This window comes from Peptoniphilus grossensis ph5 (assembly GCF_000311825.1).
In the GTDB taxonomy this organism is placed as follows: Bacteria; Bacillota; Clostridia; order Tissierellales; family Peptoniphilaceae; genus Peptoniphilus_A; species Peptoniphilus_A hominis.
This window is the reverse complement of sequence record NZ_HE978566.1, coordinates 678,879-697,214: the sequence shown is the minus strand read 5'-3', so window position 1 is coordinate 697,214 and position 18,336 is coordinate 678,879. Positions and strand designations below refer to the sequence as shown.

13 protein-coding genes are annotated in these 18,336 nt (G+C 33.4%); 10 read left to right on the top strand and 3 right to left on the bottom strand.

From position 1 onward, the window contains the following. Positions 1-132 precede the first annotated feature (132 nt). From HGPG_RS03170 to HGPG_RS03160, 3 genes are all read left to right on the top strand, one after another. Positions 133-2,193, top strand: coding sequence for a heavy metal translocating P-type ATPase (locus tag HGPG_RS03170; protein WP_019124612.1), 2,061 nt, complete (start codon positions 133-135; stop codon positions 2,191-2,193). Between the two features lie 267 nt (positions 2,194-2,460). After that, on the top strand, positions 2,461-2,631 hold the full coding sequence (locus HGPG_RS03165) for a 4Fe-4S ferredoxin (protein ID WP_019124611.1): 171 nt from the start codon (positions 2,461-2,463) through the stop codon (positions 2,629-2,631). Between the two features lie 367 nt (positions 2,632-2,998). Continuing rightward, positions 2,999-7,276: a 2-hydroxyacyl-CoA dehydratase gene (locus HGPG_RS03160; RefSeq protein WP_019124610.1), complete on the top strand. Its 4,278-nt coding sequence runs from the start codon at positions 2,999-3,001 to the stop codon at positions 7,274-7,276. Between the two features lie 121 nt (positions 7,277-7,397). Here the strand turns inward: HGPG_RS03160 and HGPG_RS03155 are convergent, their stop codons facing one another. Together HGPG_RS03155 and HGPG_RS03150 are read right to left on the bottom strand one after the other, a co-directional pair. Next, positions 7,398-8,342, bottom strand: coding sequence for a copper amine oxidase N-terminal domain-containing protein (locus HGPG_RS03155; protein ID WP_019124609.1), 945 nt, complete (start codon positions 8,340-8,342; stop codon positions 7,398-7,400). Between the two features lie 24 nt (positions 8,343-8,366). Next, the gene (locus tag HGPG_RS03150; RefSeq protein WP_019124608.1) at positions 8,367-8,846 is read right to left on the bottom strand and encodes a hypothetical protein; all 480 of its coding nucleotides are present in this window, start codon (positions 8,844-8,846) and stop codon (positions 8,367-8,369) included. Between the two features lie 99 nt (positions 8,847-8,945). On the opposite strand from HGPG_RS03150, the gene HGPG_RS03145 reads away from it, so the two are divergent. Genes HGPG_RS03145 through HGPG_RS03125 form a run of 5 tightly spaced genes read left to right on the top strand, consistent with a single transcriptional unit; the run spans position 8,946 to position 14,718 of the window. Beyond that, positions 8,946-10,268, top strand: coding sequence for a CCA tRNA nucleotidyltransferase (locus HGPG_RS03145; RefSeq protein ID WP_019124607.1), 1,323 nt, complete (start codon positions 8,946-8,948; stop codon positions 10,266-10,268). Positions 10,269-10,272: 4 nt separating this feature from the next. Then, entirely contained in the window at positions 10,273-11,616 is a 1,344-nt protein-coding gene (gene glmM, locus HGPG_RS03140; protein WP_019124606.1) for a phosphoglucosamine mutase, read from the top strand. 9 nt (positions 11,617-11,625) lie between these two features. Then, positions 11,626-12,459: a DegV family protein gene (locus tag HGPG_RS03135; RefSeq protein WP_019124605.1), complete on the top strand. Its 834-nt coding sequence runs from the start codon at positions 11,626-11,628 to the stop codon at positions 12,457-12,459. 8 nt (positions 12,460-12,467) lie between these two features. Then, positions 12,468-13,592 (top strand): 5-bromo-4-chloroindolyl phosphate hydrolysis family protein, encoded by a 1,125-nt coding sequence (locus HGPG_RS03130; protein WP_019124604.1) that lies wholly within the window; start codon positions 12,468-12,470, stop codon positions 13,590-13,592. A gap of 1 nt (position 13,593) precedes the next feature. Further along, on the top strand, positions 13,594-14,718 hold the full coding sequence (locus tag HGPG_RS03125) for a toxic anion resistance protein (protein ID WP_019124603.1): 1,125 nt from the start codon (positions 13,594-13,596) through the stop codon (positions 14,716-14,718). Positions 14,719-14,806: 88 nt separating this feature from the next. On the opposite strand, the gene HGPG_RS03120 is transcribed toward HGPG_RS03125, so the two are convergent. Continuing rightward, positions 14,807-15,379 carry a xanthine phosphoribosyltransferase gene (locus tag HGPG_RS03120; protein ID WP_019124602.1) on the bottom strand — a complete coding sequence of 191 codons (573 nt, stop codon included), beginning with the start codon at positions 15,377-15,379 and terminating at the stop codon, positions 14,807-14,809. Positions 15,380-15,489: 110 nt separating this feature from the next. Between HGPG_RS03120 and HGPG_RS03115 the strand changes: the two genes are divergently transcribed. Both HGPG_RS03115 and HGPG_RS03110 read left to right on the top strand, forming a co-directional pair. Beyond that, on the top strand, positions 15,490-16,074 hold the full coding sequence (locus HGPG_RS03115; RefSeq protein WP_019124601.1) for a hypothetical protein: 585 nt from the start codon (positions 15,490-15,492) through the stop codon (positions 16,072-16,074). Next, positions 16,065-18,308, top strand: a complete 2,244-nt coding sequence (locus HGPG_RS03110) for a DUF3160 domain-containing protein (protein WP_019124600.1) — start codon at positions 16,065-16,067, stop codon at positions 18,306-18,308. The genes HGPG_RS03115 and HGPG_RS03110 overlap by 10 nt, the downstream gene beginning before the upstream one ends. The last annotated feature ends 28 nt before the right edge of the window (positions 18,309-18,336 follow it).

Here is an 18,336-nt window from a genome sequence, read left to right as displayed (position 1 = left end):
CAAGCATTATCTCATACTTCTTAAAAAAAATAAAGTTAAAAAATGATATTGACATAAAATTAAATTAACCCTATAATGAACGTATGAACAAATATAGAATCTTAATTTGCGTTATTTTAGCGGGAGGTAATTATGAATAAATATATTTTTCACTTAAAGGGACTTACTTGTGCAAACTGCGCAGGAAAAATAGAAGAAAAACTTAAAGAGACGCCTGGCATGATAAATCTCAACTACGATTTTTTAAATGATGAGCTTACTTTTGAATCTGAAAAAGAATCTAAGGATTTAAAAAGTGAGATTCAAGAGATAGTTGACTCCATAGAAGATGGCGTAACAGTTACAGAAGATTTAAATGAAGAGATTGAGGAAGAAGAGGAGGAAGAAAACTTTTCTATTTACAAGTGTATCTTTGTCTTTCTTGGAATAATAATTCTACATTTTTTAAATCTTCCTGAAAAAATTAGATTTGTTTCTTACATAGTTTTATATGTAATTATTGGATACGATATAGTTAAAGCTTCCATTTCAAAAATTGCCACGGGAAATTTTATGGATGAAAAATTTCTAATGACAGTGGCATCTATTGCAGCTATTATTTCTGGAGAATACGCCGAAGCTGTTGCTGTAATGCTATTTTATACTGTTGGCGAAATAATTCAAGACAGGGCTGTAGATAGTTCAAAGAAATCAATTAGAGAAGCCTTAAAATTAAAACCTGAATTTGCAAATTTAAAGAAGGGTCAGGAGATAAGTAAAGTTGATCCAACGGAAGTTTCTGTTGGTGAAGTAATTGTAATTATGCCTGGAGAAAAAGTGCCTCTAGATGGAAAAATAATTAAGGGTGCATCAAACCTTGACACTTCAAATATTTCTGGCGAGTTTGCACCAATTTCTCTTGAAGTTGGGGACGAAATCACTTCAGGTTTTGTCAACTTAGATTCATCTCTTGAAGTTGAAGTTACAAAGGAATATAAAGAGGGGACAATTGCAAAAATTATTGACATGGTAAAAAATGCCAGTACAAACAAGGCAAAAGTTGAGAAATTCATCACAAGATTTGCAAAAATTTACACACCAATTGTCATAGGACTTGCAATCTTACTTTTCCTAGTTTTAAATTTTGCAAGTTCACTAACTTTTAAAGAATCAATTTATAGGGCTGCCATATTTTTGGTAATATCCTGTCCTTGTGCTTTAGCAATTTCTGTTCCTCTTACAATTTTTGCAGGAATTGGCTCTCTTTCAAGAAGATCAATTTTTGTCAAGGGAGGAAATTCTATTGAAGCTTTGACAGACATAGATGGAGTTGCCTTTGATAAGACAGGAACAGTTACTAAGGGCGAATTTACTCTTGCAGATGTTGAAGAAATAAAGGCTACAAGAGATGAAATTTTGGAAATTGCAGCAGTGGGAGAGATGTACTCAACTCATCCAATTGCAAAGGCAATTGTAAAAAGTTTTAAAACTGCAAAGATGCCTGAACACTTAAATAATATTGGTGGTAAGGGAATTGAATTTGAATTAGATGGCAAATCTTATCTAGTTGGCAATAAAAAATTAATGGACGACTTTTCTTTAAAACTTGAAAATGAATCAAGTTCAAATTATGTAGATGTCTTTGTTGCAGATAAAAATGAAATTTTGGGAATTATAAAACTAAAAGATGAGATAAAAGAAGGAGTAAAGGAAAGTGTTGATAATCTTCACAAGAGGGGCGTAAAAACTTATATGTTCTCTGGCGACAAGGAAAATGTAGTTAAGGAAATAGCCACTGAGGTTGGAATAGATTATTACAAGGGCTCACTTCTTCCTGATGACAAGGTTAGGGAAATAAGGGAAATCGAAAAAAATAAAAAGATTGCCTTTGTTGGAGACGGAACTAATGACGCGCCTTCACTAGCAAGCGCCTACCTAGGCATAAGTATGGGCAGCGGATCTGACATCGCCATTGAAACTTCAGATATAGTTTTATTAAAAAATGATATTTCTTCTGTAGTAAGAGCAATTGATATTGCAAAAAAAGTAAAAAAGATTGCCTATCAAAATATTTTTATAGCCCTAATTTTAAAGGTAGTAGTCCTAGTTCTTGGCGCAATAGGATATGTTTCCATGCCACTTGCTGTTTTTGCCGATGTGGGAGTTGCCCTTATTTGTATTTTAAATTCTCTTAGAGTTTTTAAGGAGAAATAAAACATAGTAAAATGCTATGAATTATTAGTGTTAATAAATAGTTGGATAATTTTAAAAATAAATTTTTAAGGTTTTGGAATTAAAAAAATGTCACAAAAGCTTATAAAATAGAGAAATTTTATTATTTTTAATAAAATTAATAAAATTTCATCATAAAAAAATAACAATAATTATTGAAAAATTAAAATTATTATGTTACTATTATGTCAGAACATTATGAATATAAAAATTCATAAATTTTGGTATAATTTTATGGAGGTAAATTAAATGGCATATGTAATTAACGATTCTTGCATCGCTTGTGGTGCATGTCAACCAGAATGTCCAGTAGGATGTATTTCTGAAGGAGATATCTATACAATTGACGAAGCTCAATGTATCGATTGCGGTAGCTGTGCAGCTGTTTGCCCAGTTGGCGCTCCAAATCCTGAAGACTAATTACTTAAAAGAAAGATAGGTTTCCTGCCTATCTTTTTTTATTTTTAAACTATATTTGTTTTTAAAGAGAGAACTGTGTTTTCTCTTTTTTTATTGTAAAATTTTTGAAATTAAGTAAATATTTCACTATAAGTTCACAATTTCGGTTATAATAGATATAAACGAAAAGTTAAGAAATGTTTAATATTTTTATAATAAATATCAAACTTTATTTAAAAAAATATTGAATTAAGGCACTGAAAGTGCAATAATTATTTTTCATTAAATTTTAGTTAATAAAAGATTAATAAAATTAAAATAAATTATTTTAAATGAAGTATTAGAAATTATACTCAATTTGCTTTTAATTTGAAAGGAGAAGTAGAGTATGCTAATTCATATGGGATTAGATGTTGGTTCCACTACTGTAAAACTTGTAATATTAGATGAAAAATTAAATATCTTGTATAAGACTTATAGAAGACATTATTCTGATGTTAGAAAAACTGTAAAGGATGTCATCAATGAAGTTTATAAGGACTTTAAATATGAGACAGTTACTGTAAATGTAACTGGAAGTGGTGGTCTTTCTGTCCACAAATTTTTAGATATAGACTTTATCCAAGAAGTTGTGGCAGGAAGGGAGGCAATATCTTGTTTCATTCCAAAAACTGATGTTGCCATTGAACTTGGTGGCGAAGACTCTAAAATTACTTACTTAAGAGGGTCTGTTGAACAGAGAATGAACAGTATTTGTGCTGGAGGTACTGGTGCCTTTATAGATCAAATGGCTTCTCTTCTTCAAACTGATGCTTCTGGCTTAAATGAAATGGCAAAGGATTATGAAAAAATATATCCTATAGCATCTCGCTGTGGTGTTTTTGCCAAGACTGATGTGCAAGCACTTATTAATCAAGGTGCCAGCAAGTCTGACATAGCAATTTCTGTCTTCCAATCAGTTGTCAACCAAACTATTTCAAACCTTGCTTGTGGCAGACCAATTAGGGGAAATGTAGCCTTTTTAGGTGGGCCCCTTCACTTTTTGCCAATGCTAAAAGAAAGATTTGTTGAAACTTTAAATTTAAGTGAAGACGAAATAATTTCACCAGAAAATTCACAAATATTTGTGGCTCTGGGAGCGGCTCTTTCTAGTTTTGATTCAAAGCCAATTTCCTTTGTGGAACTATTTAATCGCGTAAATAAAAGTGCCGACATAAACATCAAGGAAAGTGATGTAATGCCGCCACTTTTCACAAGTGATGAAGAAGTCATAGACTTTCGTGAAAGACATAAGACTAAGTCACTTAAAAAAGTGGATTTAAAAACTTATGAGGGACCAATTTATTTGGGCATAGACTCAGGCTCAACGACATCAAAACTTGTTGCAATCTCTGATAAAAATGAACTCCTTTACAGTTTTTATGGATCAAACAAGGGCAATCCCCTTGACATTGCCATTGAAAACTTAAAAGAAATTTATAAAGAAAAAAATGACAAGGCATATTTTGCTGGCTGTGGCACAACTGGTTATGGGGAAGAGTTTTTAAAGGCTGCACTTAACTTAGACTTTGGAGAAGTTGAAACCATAGCTCACTTTACTGCTGCCAAATATTTTGACCCAGAAGTTGACTTTATTTTAGACATTGGCGGACAAGACATGAAGTCCATGAAAATTAGAAATGGCGTAATAGAATCAATACTTCTAAATGAAGCTTGCTCTGCCGGCTGTGGATCCTTCCTTGAAACTTTTGCTCATTCAGTAAATATGACGGCAGAAGAATTTGCCAAAGAGGCAACACTATCAAGAGAACCAGTAGATTTAGGTTCACGCTGCACAGTCTTTATGAATTCCAATGTAAAGCAAGCCCAAAAGGAAGGGGCATCAGTGCCAGATATTTCTGCAGGACTTGCCTACTCTGTAATTAGAAATGCCATTCAAAAGGTAATAAAAATTAGAGATCCTAAGGACTTGGGCGAACACATAGTAGTTCAAGGCGGAACTTTTTTGTCTGATGCAGTTTTAAGAGCTTTTGAAAATTTAACTGGCGTCAATGTAACAAGACCTGACATTGCAGGGCTAATGGGTGCACTTGGAATGGCACTTATTTCTAAAGAAAAATCCACAGGTAAATCTAATTTAATATCTGAGGAAGAATTAGAAAAATTTGAATATAAATCTATTTCAACAAATTGTAGACAATGCACAAATAATTGTGCCCTTTCTGTAAATGTATTTCCCAATGGAAAGAGATACATTACAGGGAACAGGTGCGAAAAGGGAGCAGGTCGCTTAAGAAATAAAGAAGATGAGCTGCCAAATATGTTCCGCTACAAATATGAAAGAGTCTTTGACTATAAGTCACTCTCAGAAAGGGAAGCTAAGCGTGGTCTAGTGGGCATACCTAGAGTTCTAAATATTTATGAAAACTATCCCTTCTGGCATACATTTTTCACAGAGCTTGGATATTCAGTAGTCCTTTCAAGTAAATCATCGAGAGAAATTTACGAAAAGGGAATAGAGACAATTACCAGTGAAACTGCTTGCTATCCTGCAAAAATTTCTCACGGTCACATAGAAGACCTAATAGAAAAGGGAATTGACTTTATATTTTACCCAGCAGTATTTTATGAAGAAAAGCAATTTGAAAAGGCAGACAACACATTAAACTGTCCTGTAGTTGCAGGTTATTCTGAAGTTATAAAAAATAATGTGGATGCAATAATTGATGGAAAAGTAAAGTTTATGAATCCCTTTATTTCCTTTGACGACAGAAAAAAACTTGAGAAGAGACTTTCTGATGTCTTCGACTTCATCCCTAAGGACGAAGTGAAAAAAGCTGTCCGTGCAGCCTATGAAGAGCAAGATAGGTATAGACTTGATGTCTTAAATGAAGGCAACAGAATCTTAGAAGAAGTGACTAAAAAAAATCAAAGGGCAATAGTTTTATCAGGTAGGCCTTATCACATTGACCCCGAAATAAATCACGGCATACCAGAACTTATTACAAGCCTAGGTCTTGCTGTAATTTCTGAAGATGGAATTGCAAGAAATGTTGAAATCGACTCAAGACTTAGAGTCCTAGACCAATGGAATTATCACTCAAGACTTTACAGGGCGGCAAAATTTGTGGGAGAACATGAAAACTTAGAGCTTGTTCAACTTAACTCCTTTGGTTGCGGAATTGATGCAGTTACAACTGACCAAGTTCAACATATTTTAGAGTCCTACAACAAGATTTATACTGCCCTAAAAATTGATGAAGTTTCAAATTTAGGTGCCGTAAAAATTAGAATTAGGTCCTTAATTGAAGCAGCAGAAAAGAGAGAATTTGAAAAAATAGACGCTGAACTTGAAGGACTATTAGATGATGATCCAGTAATGTTTACAAAGGAAATGAAGGAAGACTATACAATTTTAATGCCGCAAATGTCTCCGCTTCACTTTAGCATTTTTGAACCAATCCTAAGACATGAGGGAATAAATATTGAACTCCTAGAAGATTCTGGTCACAAGGTTGTCAACGAAGGCTTAAAATATGTAAATAACGATGCTTGTTATCCATCAATTTTTGTAGTTGGACAATTTATGGATGCAGTAAAGTCTGGCAAGTATGACACAAACCGCTTGGCTCTACTTATGAGTCAAACGGGTGGCGCTTGTAGGGCATCAAACTATGTTGGCTTTATTAGAAAGGCATTAAAGGATGCAGGTTACGGTCATGTGCCAGTAATTGGACTTTCCTTCCAAGGAATTGAAAAGCACACAGGTCTTGAATTTGACAAAAAACAATTAGTTAGAATTGGCAGAAAATTAATTCAAGGAATGCTTTACGCAGATCTCATAATGCGACTTACTCAAGCAACAAGACCTTATGAGGTTATAAAGGGTTCAGCAAATATTTTGTGCGACAGATGGATTGACATTACCACATCAGAAGACTTAAATTACAGCAAGAAAACTTTTATATCCAACATTAACAAGATGATTGGAGAATTTAATAGACTTGAAATAACAAATGAAAAGAAACCAAAGGTTGGAATAGTTGGAGAAATCTTAGTAAAATATGACCCAGCCGCCAACAATCATGTGGCAGAACTTCTTGAAAAGGAAGGAGCAGAAGTTGTTATTCCTGATTTGACAGATTTTATGATGTATTCCTTTAAGAACGCAAGGGCAAAGGCTGATAAACTTTCAAAGTCAAGACTTACTGCCTTTGTATGTGAAATGGGAATTTCCTACATTGAATCCTACAGAAAGCATATTAGATTGGCACTTGAACCTACAAGGTTTATAGTTCCTGAAAAAATTGAAGAGATAATTGACTATGCAGAAAAGTATGTTGACCTTGGAAACCAATATGGTGAAGGATGGCTTTTGACTGGCGAAATGGTGGAACTAATTGAGTCTGGCGTGGAAAATATTGTCTGCGTCCAACCCTTTGGCTGTCTTCCAAATCACATCACAGGCAAGGGCGTCATAAAGGCAATAAGAAATTCCTACGAAAGGGCAAATATTATTCCAATTGACTATGACGCTTCAGCATCAGAAGTAAATCAATTTAACAGAATTAAACTAATGCTTTCACAAGCCAAGAGAAACATGGAACAAGGCGAAGATAAATACAACAGAGGCTATTTAAAGAAAGCTGCCAGCTTAAAAAATTAAAATTTATTAAAGTTAAAAAATAAAAAGGACAAAAAATTTCCCCTCAGGCTTGAGGGGATTTTTCTTGTCCTAATTTATTAATCTTATTTAAATATAAATTTTCTAAATAAACTCAAAATAATTAGATTTTCTTAAAAATATTTTTCAAAGTTTCATCTTGTAATAAATTACTTGTGCTATCTTGTTTTTTCTTTTCGTCGTTGTAAACTTGGATGTCCTTTTGAGGGTTGTAAGTTTGACCCTTAAGAGCAGCCTCAAAGGCATCCTTAGCCTCTTGCATCTTAACTTGGAAATCATTTAGTTCAATAATAAATTTTTTGGCAGAATCTTCATTTTTAGTCATAATAGATTCCTTAAGGCCAGGCAAAATTTCTAGTGCCTTTTCGCTTGCCCTTACAGTGTAATCGTGAGAATTTTTAAATTTATCTGGCACGCTCATATTCTTAATCTTATCAACAGTATTTCTAATTTCAGAATCTGCTCTGTCGTAGGCAGCATTTAAATCTGCATCAGAAAGTTTTGCTGCATTTTCAAAGAAACTTGATTTTAAATTGACAATAGATTTAGTCAAATCATTTTGCAAATTTTTAATTTCCTTTACATATATTTCTTCATCAGTTGACAAATCTAGTATTGAAGAATTTGCTGAGTCCTTAATAATTACCTTAAAGTTGTCATTGTCCCACTTAACTTCAGCCTTCAAATTTTCAGCAACAAATCTTAGGGGAACAAAAGTGCGTTCGCTTTTTATAATAGCTGGTGCATCAAGTTCAAGATCTTTTCCATTAACCGTTGCCTTTTTTGAATCAATTTTTAATTCAATGGAAGTGTCCTTGCCCTTAACAGTAACAAGTCTTGCATCATTATTCCAGCCTACCTCATAACCTAGTGTTTCAGAAATAAACCTAATGGGAACCATGGTTCTGTCATTTTGAATAAAGGGTGCAACATCTGATTTAATAATTTTTCCATTATATTCAATTGATGGTGTCCTTGCTGCAAAGACACTTGAGCTAATAAATATCAATAAAACTAATGAAAATATAATCGATTTAAATTTTTTCATTTAATTTTTCCTCCTTGTTTACCCTTATATTGAAGATGTGTAAGAGTTTGGATCAAATTGCTTCTCAATATAAATTAAATTAGAGTCCTTGTCACCTTGAAGCTCAATGAAAGCTCCATCTCTTTCTGTAGGTGAAACTTCACCCTTGTCATCGTCCTTAAAGAAGACAATATATTCTTTGTTTGGTGTGAGAGTCTTAGGAAGGCTTACTTCAATTTGTGATAAGTCGCCCTTATAGTCCTTTAAGAAAGAAGTGTTCATGCCTTCTGCTGTTGATGTTGAAATTCTAACCCTTGATATGTAATCAGAGTTTTTAATCAGTTCATTAACAGCTTCCTTGTCAAAGTTTGATGTAGTAATTTCTTCTTCGCTAGCTTCTTTTTCTACAGCAACAGAAGATATTTTTGCGTCATTAGTTTTTTCTGCCTTAGCACTTTTTTTGCCACAGCCTGCTAGACTAAGTGCCAAAGTTAAAGATACTAAAACAATTAATAATTTTTTCATAGCTACCTCCAATTTAGTTAATTATACCATAAATAAGCTGAAGAAGAATTATATAATTTTAAATTAAGGACAATATGATATAATAAAAAGGGTGATAGAATGCCAATAGAAGTGCTATTTATTTTAAATAAACTAAATGAGGAAGGCTTTGACGCCTACATTGTAGGAGGTTGCGTCAGGGACAAACTTTTGGGTCTTCATCCTCACGATTATGACATAACAACTTCTGCAAAGCCTCAGGAAATAAAAAGAGTTTTTAAAGATTTTAAAACTATATTAATAGGCGAAGAGTTTGGCACAGTTGGTGTTTTAATAAATGGAACTCTTTACGAGGTCACGACTTTTAGGATTGATGGCAAGTATTTAAATTTTAGAAAGCCAGAAAATGTAACTTTTTCAAAAAGTTTAAGAGAAGATTTGAAAAGGCGAGACTTCACAATAAATGCCATGGCTATGGATTCAAGTGGAGAGCTTTACGATCCCTTTGGCGGAAAAAAGGACTTAGATGATAAAATTTTAAGGGCTGTTGGAAGGCCCAATGAAAGAATAAAAGAAGATGCCATTAGAATTTTAAGGGCAATTAGGTTTGCAGGTAGGTTTGATTTTTATATTGAAGATGAACTTTTCGATGCAATTTCCTTTGAAAGAAAACTCCTTAAAAGAATTTCCCCAGAAAGAATTTTTGATGAATTTTCAAAGATGATAACATCAGAAAGACCTTCTTACTATCTACTTTTAATGGACGAGACGGGAGTTCTCGATGTAATTTTTCCAGAGCTAAAGAGGACAGTTGGCTTCTCACAATTTTCTCCCTACCACGACAAAACTCTCTTTGACCACTTAGTTTGTGTAATGGACGAAGTAAAACCGGACTTAGCTCTTAGACTTGCGGGGCTTTTTCACGACATATCAAAGGTTGACACACTTTCCATTGGCGAAGATGGCAGGGGACACTTTTACGGTCACGAAGTTTTGGGAGCAGATTTAGTTTCTGAAATTTTAAAGAGATACAGAGTCTCCAACAAAATTATTGATAAGGTAAAAATTTTAATTCTAGACCACATGAAGGTTCACAGCGAAATGACAGATAAGGCACTGAGAAGGCAGATAAAAAGAGTGGGAAGAGATAATGTATTGGACCTCTACGACCTTTTAATTGCCGATTGCAAGTGCACTAGAATTGATAGAGATGCAAGCTTTATTATAAAGAGAAAAAATAGGGTAAAAGAACTATTAGACGAAAAAGAAATGAAAACTGAAAAGTTTTTAGAGATAAATGGAAATGACATTAAGGCTTTGGGTTTTAAAGAAGGCAAGATCATTGGGAAAATCTTAAAAGATCTTGAAAACTTAGTTTTAGATGACCCAGAGAAAAACAAGAGAGATTACTTAATAGATTATATAGATAAAAATTACAGGTGATAAAATGACAAGATTATTTGGAACAGATGGAGTTCGTGGCATTGCCAATCAAAAACTAACTCCAAAACTATGCTACGATATTGGAAGGGCAGCTGCCTTTGTACTTACAAAAAATAAAAAGGGAAAAGTTTTAGTTGGAAGAGATACAAGACTTTCAGGCGACTTAGTAGAATCTGCTCTTATTGTAGGATTTATGAGCCTTGGACTTGATGTAGATGTGGCTGGAGTGATTCCTACACCAGGAGTTGCATATTTAACAAGAACTGGGGACTACCTTTGCGGAGTTTCTATATCTGCATCACACAATCCCTTTGAATACAATGGCATAAAGTTTTTCTCTAGCGATGGACTTAAGCTTGACGACAGTCTCGAAGATGACATTGAAGAAAAAGTTCTTTCCACTACAAAAATTTACAAAGATGTAACGGGAGACCAAGTGGGAAGAGTAAATAGGTCTCATGAATTTACAGAAAAATACATTTCTTACTTAAAGGAACTTACTGATGAGAGATTTGATGGATTTGAAGTTGCAGTAGATGCGGGAAATGGCGCTCAATCCTTTATAGCAGAAGAAGTTTTAAAATCCTATGGAGCAAGGGTAAAAATTATAAATAATGAGCCCAATGGCAAAAATATCAACGATAAGTGCGGCTCAACAAACCCAAAATTAATTGAAGAACTTGTAAAAAAAGAGAACTCTCATATTGGCATGAGTTTTGACGGAGATGCCGACAGGATTATTGCTGTTGACGAAGAGGGAAAGGTTGTAGATGGCGACCACATCTTGGCAATTGCTGCAACTTACTTAAAGGAAAATAATAAACTTAATAATAATGCAGCTGTTGGGACTATAATGTCAAATATGGGCTTAAAAAAATACCTTGAATCCATAGACGTTGATTTTATAGAAACAAAAGTTGGGGACAGATACATTTTGGAAAGGATGTTAAAGGATGATTATATAATTGGGGCAGAACAATCTGGCCATGTCATCTTCCTTGACTACAATACAACTGGTGACGGACTTGCAACGGGAATACACCTTTTAGAAATTATGAAAAAAACTGGCAAAAAATTGTCAGAATTAAATGGACTTATGAAGGACTATCCACAAGTTTTAAAAAATGCAAGGGTTAGAGACGAATTAAAAAATAGATACGAAGAATTTCCTGATATAATTAAGGCAATAAGAGAAGTGGAAGAAGCTTATCACGGAAGTGGTAGAGTTGTAATTAGACCATCTGGTACAGAAGCTCTTGTTCGCGTTATGATTGAAGGCGAAGACACTTATAAACTTTCACAAGATGCTGATAAACTAGTAAAAATTATTGAAGAGAAATTGAATTAGGAGCATATAATGTACAAAATAATATCAGATACAAGTTGTGATTTATCAAAAGAAGAAGTAAAAGAATTGGGAATTGAATATGTACCCTTTAAAATTTCTATTGACGGCGTTGAGTATGAAGATGATGACAATTTAAACATGGAAGAATACTTGGATAAAATGGAAAAGACAGAAAATGCAATAAAGACAGCTTGTCCATCACCCTATGATTATTTAAAAATTATTGAAGAAAATTCTGACAAGGACCTTTATATTCTTACAATTTCCTCAAAATTATCCGGCTCTTACAATTCTGCCAAAATTGCAGAACAGGAAGCAAGGGAAAAGTTTAAGGACATAAAAATTCATGTAATTGACACAAAGGCTGCCTCAGCAGGGCACACAAGAGTGGTTTTAAAACTTTTAGATTTAGTTAAGGATAAAAGCTTTGAAGAAGTTGTGCCTGCCATTGAAAGTGAAGTCAACAATTCTACAACTATGTTTGTCCTTGAAAGCATGAAAAATTTAATAAAAAACGGAAGAATAAAAAAGTCTGCTGGTCTCATTGCCAATGTCTTAAATATTAGACCTATTATGATTTCAAAGGATGGAGATATTGAGCTATTTGAGATCAATCGCGGAATAAAAAAATCTCTTGATAAGATGATTAAGGCAATTGGAAGTGAATGCAAAGCAGGCGCCCCAAATCTTATTACAATTTCCTATGTCAAGAACAAAGAGCGTGCAGAGCAAATTAAAGATAAAATTGAAGAACTATACCAAGGTGCAATAGTTCACGTGAGACACACTAATGGTCTTTCCTCTGGATACGCAGACATTGGAGGTATTGTCATAGGTTTTTGAGGTGAATTATGAGAAAAAGTGAAAATGAAAAAAATTTTGAAGAAAAAATTAATACTGCTTTTAGAGAAGAAAATTTTAAAGAGATTGGCGATTTAATTGGCGAGGGGATTGACACTGCCATTGATGTAACTAGGTCATCTCTCAACAAATTTATAAATAAAAACAAGGTGGATTTGCCCTACAGCGTGCAAAATGACGACAGAATTATAAATCAAAACCCAAAAACTATTAAAAGAGTGAAGACTTGGGGCTTTGTCGCAAAAGCCTCAATAGTGGTACATCTTTTTGCTTTATTTGGTTTTCTTATGGATATGTTTGATACTTACGGGTCTGTAAGAGAAGATCTCCCAGCTTTAATTTTCTGGGTACTACCTGCCCTTGTAATTTCTTTTTATCTAAATTACAGAGTAAAAAAAGATAAGGATCAAATAATTAGATTTAGAAAGTACAATCGTGAAATTGGAAATAACACTGTTATACCAACAGCTGACCTTGCTGCTATAACTGCAAAGCCAATTGATTTTACAATAAATGATCTCTTAAATATGATTGAAAAGGACTATTACAGACAAGCTCGAATTGTAGAAAATGGCGAACTTTTTATTTTAGATTCCAATACCTATAAGCTCTACAAGGAAGAAATGCTTCGCGACCCCAAGGAAAGGTATGAGGAGCTAGAGGAAAAGGAAAGTAATGCTCTTGTAGAAGAATATTTATCTAGGGCAAAAAGAGATGTCACAGCTTTAACAGAAATGACTCCAAAACTTAGAGAGCCAATGAAAGCTAAGATAAGTGAATTTTTACAAATAGTTGGGAAAATTTTTGAACTTTTAAAGGAAAATCCAAATACAGCAAAGGATTTAGACAAGGTCATAAATTTTTACTTGCCAACTACAGTAAAACTCATGGATAATTACATCGACCTAAGTGAAAAACCAACAGATTCAGTAAAATCATCCTTAAAATCAATGGAGCAAACTATGGATTTAGTAAATGATGGATTTATGAAAATGTTAGATAATATTTACCAAGAAAAAATCATGGACCTTTCAAGTGACATGAGTGTTTTAAAATCAATGCTTAGACAAGAAGGACTTTTAGACCAAGATAACTTTAATTTAGGAGGAAAATAAAATGGATAAAGAAATAAAATTATCCTTAACAGATGATTTCGAAGATCTAAATAAAGATAATGAAGTGCATGAAATAAAATTAGTTGACGAAAAAAATGAAGTGAGATTAAGTCCTGAAGAAGAAAAACAAGTTGAGGAATTTGCCAAGACAATTGACATAACAAATTCAAATATAGTTTTGCAATACGGAATTGGGGCACAGAGAAAAATTTCTAACTTTTCAGAAAAAACTCTTGAAAGTGTCAAGACTAAAGACCTTGGCGAAGTTGGCGATTTGCTCTCTGGCGTAGTAAATGAACTAAAGAGCTTTGATGTCGATGAAGATGACAACAAAATAGTTGGATTTTTCAAAAAACAACTTAATAATGTCACTTCTTTAAAGACAAAATACGATTCTGCAGAAAAAAATGTAAACAACATTATAAAGGCACTTGAAGACCATCAAGTCACTCTCATGAAAGACATCGCTATGCTGGACCAGATGTATGAACTAAATGAAAATTATTACAAGGAACTTAGCATGTACATACTTGCTGGCAGAAAAAAATTGGAAGAAGCAGCAAATGTTGAACTTCCAAAACTTCAAGCAAGGGCACAGGAGACAAACCTACCTGTAGATGCACAAGTGGCAAATGATTATGTAAATATGATTAGCAGGTTTGAGAAAAAACTTCACGATTTGGACTTAACTAGAATGGTTTCAATTCAAATGGCGCCACAAATTAGAATGGTGCAATCATCAAATACAGTTATGGTTGAAAAAATTCAATCAACGATTGTAAATACAATTCCACTTTGGAAGTCTCAAATGGTAATTGCTCTAGGTGCAAATCACTCAAAGGAAGCTGCCAAGAGCACCAAGGAAGTAACTGATTTAACTAATAAACTTTTGAAGAAAAATGCAGAGACACTAAAGCAAACTACAGTTGATACTGCAAGACTTTCTGAAAGAGGTATAGTCGACATTGACACAATTAAGCACACCAATGATCAACTTATATCTGCCCTAAATGAAGTTCGTCAAATTCAAATTGAAGGACACAAGAAGCGTGAAGAAGCATCACTTGAGCTAAGAAAGATTGAAGAAAACTTAAAGTCTTCACTAATAGAAATTGCAAATAAATAATTTTAAAGAACTTAATAAAATGATAAAAGCCGAGAAGATTTCTTCTCGGCAATTTTTTTTCATAAAATATTTTTTAAAATTTAAAAATTTATCTAAAGCTTATTTTTCCCTCTTCAATTGAATCAATAATAGCAAGGGAAAGTAAATCGTAGCCCATATCCCTTATAATTTTGCCGCCTTCTTGGAAGCCCTTTTCTATGGCAACTGATACTCCAGATATAGTTGCACCTGATTGATTTGCAACATCAATTAGTCCCTTTAGGGCATTTCCTTCAGCCAAAAAGTCATCGATTATAAGTAAATTGTCTTCAGGAGACAAAAATCTTTTAGAAATTGTAATTGTATAATTTTTCTTTGTAGTAAAGGATTCAACCTTTGATTCATAGACATCGTCGCCAATGTTTAAAGTTTTTTGTTTTTTACAAAAGACTACCATGGCATCGTCAAAATGTTTTGATGCAACAGTGGCAAGGGCAATGCCGCTTGCCTCAATTGTAAGGATTTTATTTATTTTTTTATCTTTAAAATAGGATGCCATTTCTGCAGCAAGCTCATCTAAAAATTTTATGTCAAGTTGGTGATTTAAAAATGAATCTACCTTTACAATATTTCCATCTAAAATTCTTCCGTCTTTAATAATTCTTTCTTCTAATAATTTCATTTTACACCTCTCGATTTATTTTAAGGCATTAGGATAAACTAATCAAGACCAGTAATTATTTATTAAAAAAATATCTACTGTGGTATAATAAAGATATGAAGTACATATTTTTGTTATTAATTTTTTTGACTGCCTGCTCTAAGGACATAGTTCTAGATAGGATAGAGATTAATGATGTAAGTGCAGAAATTATTTCTCAGGACCATAAATTTGGCAGGGATTTAAAAATAAAGGCTAAGGGCAATGAATTTGTTATTGATGTAGAGGAATTAAAACCTTGGAAAGTTGATTTTTGTAATGTTGATGGAGGTGAGATGGAGCTTGCACTTGGCGTTTACAAAAAGACACCCTTTGATCCAAAATTTGATAGGAGATGTTTCTTATACAATATTGACTTTAAAAATAGAAAGTTAAAGCCAAAACTTAGAATTTCGAGACTCTATAATCCTATTGTGGATTTTAATTTGTGCGATATTGATGGAGACTCTTACGACGAAATTATTTCAATCGAGAAAAATATTGATGGAAATTTTTTATTTGGCGTCTATGACTGGACTAACTTTGCCTTTCAAAGAAACCATGGCAGCATGATTTTAAAGGAAGAGCCAAAGTTTTTAGATAAGGAGAAAAAAGTTGAAATAGCTGGCAGGGAGAGAGAATTATATTTAGAGGGAGATGAAATTAAATGGAAGTAAGAAAAAAAATACTTATTGCTTCACTTATAGGACTTTCACTTTTAACAGGATGTAAAAATAATAAAGTGAACTTACCAGAAAAGGAAGCGGCAAAAATCGAATTGCAGGACACAAAATTTTTAGATGAAATGGAAAATAAAACTACTTACATTGACTACAAGCTTTCTGACTTTACGCCAAGCATTGAAGATTATAAGATTGCTGAAGATTTTTCCAATGTAGTTAATTTTTCTAAATTTGGAAATTTTACAGATAAGCAAAAAGAAATGCTTCTAAAAAATGGCTTTGTAATTACTAAGCCAAAAAACTTAGAAGACAATGAGTACATGGAAGAACCTTGGAACTATGAATTTGACCAAATTCACCAAATTTATGAAGACAACGAGTATCAATACATAGCAAGTTTCGTGACTACTGATTCAGTAACTCACATCTTCCACATTTTTTACGATGGATTTTTGAGAAATCTTGAAAAGGATGAACTTTATCCAAAATCTATTGACCTAAATAAAAAATTACTTGCAGAAAATATTAGTCTTTATGATGAGTTGCAAAATGAAAGATTAAAAGACCTACAAATTAAAAATATTGCCTTTATTGCTACTGGACTAAAACTTTTGGGAGAAGAGCCAGAAAATTTGCCAGAAGAAGCAAAGAAAATTTATGAAGAAGAGATAAAAAAGGCAAGCTCAGAAGGAATTGTTTCTTCAGCTATAAGTGGAAGAGATGTAGATTTTTCACAACTTAAACCAAGAGGACACTACACTCGCAGCGAAGAATTAAAAAAATATTTTTCAGGAACAATGTACTTTGGTCAAGTTGGACTATTTATTGAAAATGATGGGAAGCCTGATGAAGACAGTATATTGCAGGGCCTACTTTTAACTCACTCAATTTATAAAAATCCTGAAATTTTAAAAACTTGGGAAGATTTAGTTGAGCCTATTGACTTCTTAGTTGAATCTGCTGATGACCTCTCTATAAGAGAGTACGCAAGGACGCTTTATGGAGTCTACGGAAAAGATTTTGACATAAATAAGTTAGATGATGAGAAAAATTTAAGTAGTGCCTATAAAGTTTTAAGTGACTATCCAGACCCACAAGTTGCTGGATTTATGGGCAAATCCTTTAGATTTATGCCACAAAGAGCTGTTATGGATAGCGTATTAATGCAAAATGTCGTTGACATTGCAAGGGATGACAAGCCATCTGATAGACCAATTTATTCTGGGCTTGACCTTATGACTGCCTTTGGAAATGAAAAGGCAAGGGAAATTCAAAAAGAAGATCCTTATAATTCTCACTGGGATAAATACCAAGAGAAGACTGACGAAAATATTTCTACTGTTAAAAAAATGAAAGATCTTGACTGGCAAAAAAATATGTATCGTGGCTGGCTATGGATGTTAAAGTCCTATGACCAAAAATTTGGCGAAGGCTACCCAATGTTTATGAGAAATGATGCTTGGGAAAGGAAGGACCTAGTATCTGCCCTTGGATCTTTTGCAGAGTTAAAACACGACACAGTTTTATATGGCAAGGCTGTCATGGCAGAAATGGGTGGCGGAGGAGATTTTGAAATTCCAAAATCCTACGTTGAACCAAATGTAGAGCTTTACGAAAAATTAAATTGGCTACTTGAATTTACAAAGATCAATTTAAAAAATCGCGATATGTTAAGTGAAAAGTATGAAGAAAAAATAAATAACTTCCAAGCCATGGTAGTGAAGTTTAGAGACCTTTCTATTAAAGAACTTCAAAATGAGCCACTAACAGAAGAAGAGATTGAATACCTATTGTACATTGGTGGAGAAATGGAAAGTCTAATGGTTGACTTCGTAGAATCTACAGACGAAAATCAAATCTCTTATTGGTATGAAATCCAAAATGCAACAGACAGGAGGATGCCAGTTGTAGTTGACTTAATGAGAGTTGTAGAAAATAGCGTAGGTCTTCCTAAGGATGAAATATTTAGCATAGGAACTGGTAAGCCAATGGAAATTTTTGTAATCTATCCTCACCAAGGAAAACTTTACATGGGTAGGGGCGCAACCTTCTCTTACTACGAATTTTTAAATAAGGAAAGACTTACTGATGAAGATTGGCAAAAGATGGTTTACGACGAAGCCACTGATTTTCCAACTTGGTATAAGGACCTTGTAACAGAAGAAAAGGAAGCTATAGAATTTGATAGCTATGGACCAGATTATGAAGAAAGCATGTATAAAGAATAGTTAAAGAGGGCGAGTCCCTCTTTTTTTC

Coding starts and splice junctions, on each gene's coding strand:
- HGPG_RS03170 (WP_019124612.1), top strand. CDS start 133: ATGAATAAATATATTTTTCACTTAAAGGGACTTACTTGTGCAAACTGC.
- HGPG_RS03165 (WP_019124611.1), top strand. CDS start 2,461: ATGGCATATGTAATTAACGATTCTTGCATCGCTTGTGGTGCATGTCAA.
- HGPG_RS03160 (WP_019124610.1), top strand. CDS start 2,999: ATGCTAATTCATATGGGATTAGATGTTGGTTCCACTACTGTAAAACTT.
- HGPG_RS03155 (WP_019124609.1), bottom strand. CDS start 8,342: ATGAAAAAATTTAAATCGATTATATTTTCATTAGTTTTATTGATATTT.
- HGPG_RS03150 (WP_019124608.1), bottom strand. CDS start 8,846: ATGAAAAAATTATTAATTGTTTTAGTATCTTTAACTTTGGCACTTAGT.
- HGPG_RS03145 (WP_019124607.1), top strand. CDS start 8,946: ATGCCAATAGAAGTGCTATTTATTTTAAATAAACTAAATGAGGAAGGC.
- glmM (WP_019124606.1), top strand. CDS start 10,273: ATGACAAGATTATTTGGAACAGATGGAGTTCGTGGCATTGCCAATCAA.
- HGPG_RS03135 (WP_019124605.1), top strand. CDS start 11,626: ATGTACAAAATAATATCAGATACAAGTTGTGATTTATCAAAAGAAGAA.
- HGPG_RS03130 (WP_019124604.1), top strand. CDS start 12,468: ATGAGAAAAAGTGAAAATGAAAAAAATTTTGAAGAAAAAATTAATACT.
- HGPG_RS03125 (WP_019124603.1), top strand. CDS start 13,594: ATGGATAAAGAAATAAAATTATCCTTAACAGATGATTTCGAAGATCTA.
- HGPG_RS03120 (WP_019124602.1), bottom strand. CDS start 15,379: ATGAAATTATTAGAAGAAAGAATTATTAAAGACGGAAGAATTTTAGAT.
- HGPG_RS03110 (WP_019124600.1), top strand. CDS start 16,065: ATGGAAGTAAGAAAAAAAATACTTATTGCTTCACTTATAGGACTTTCA.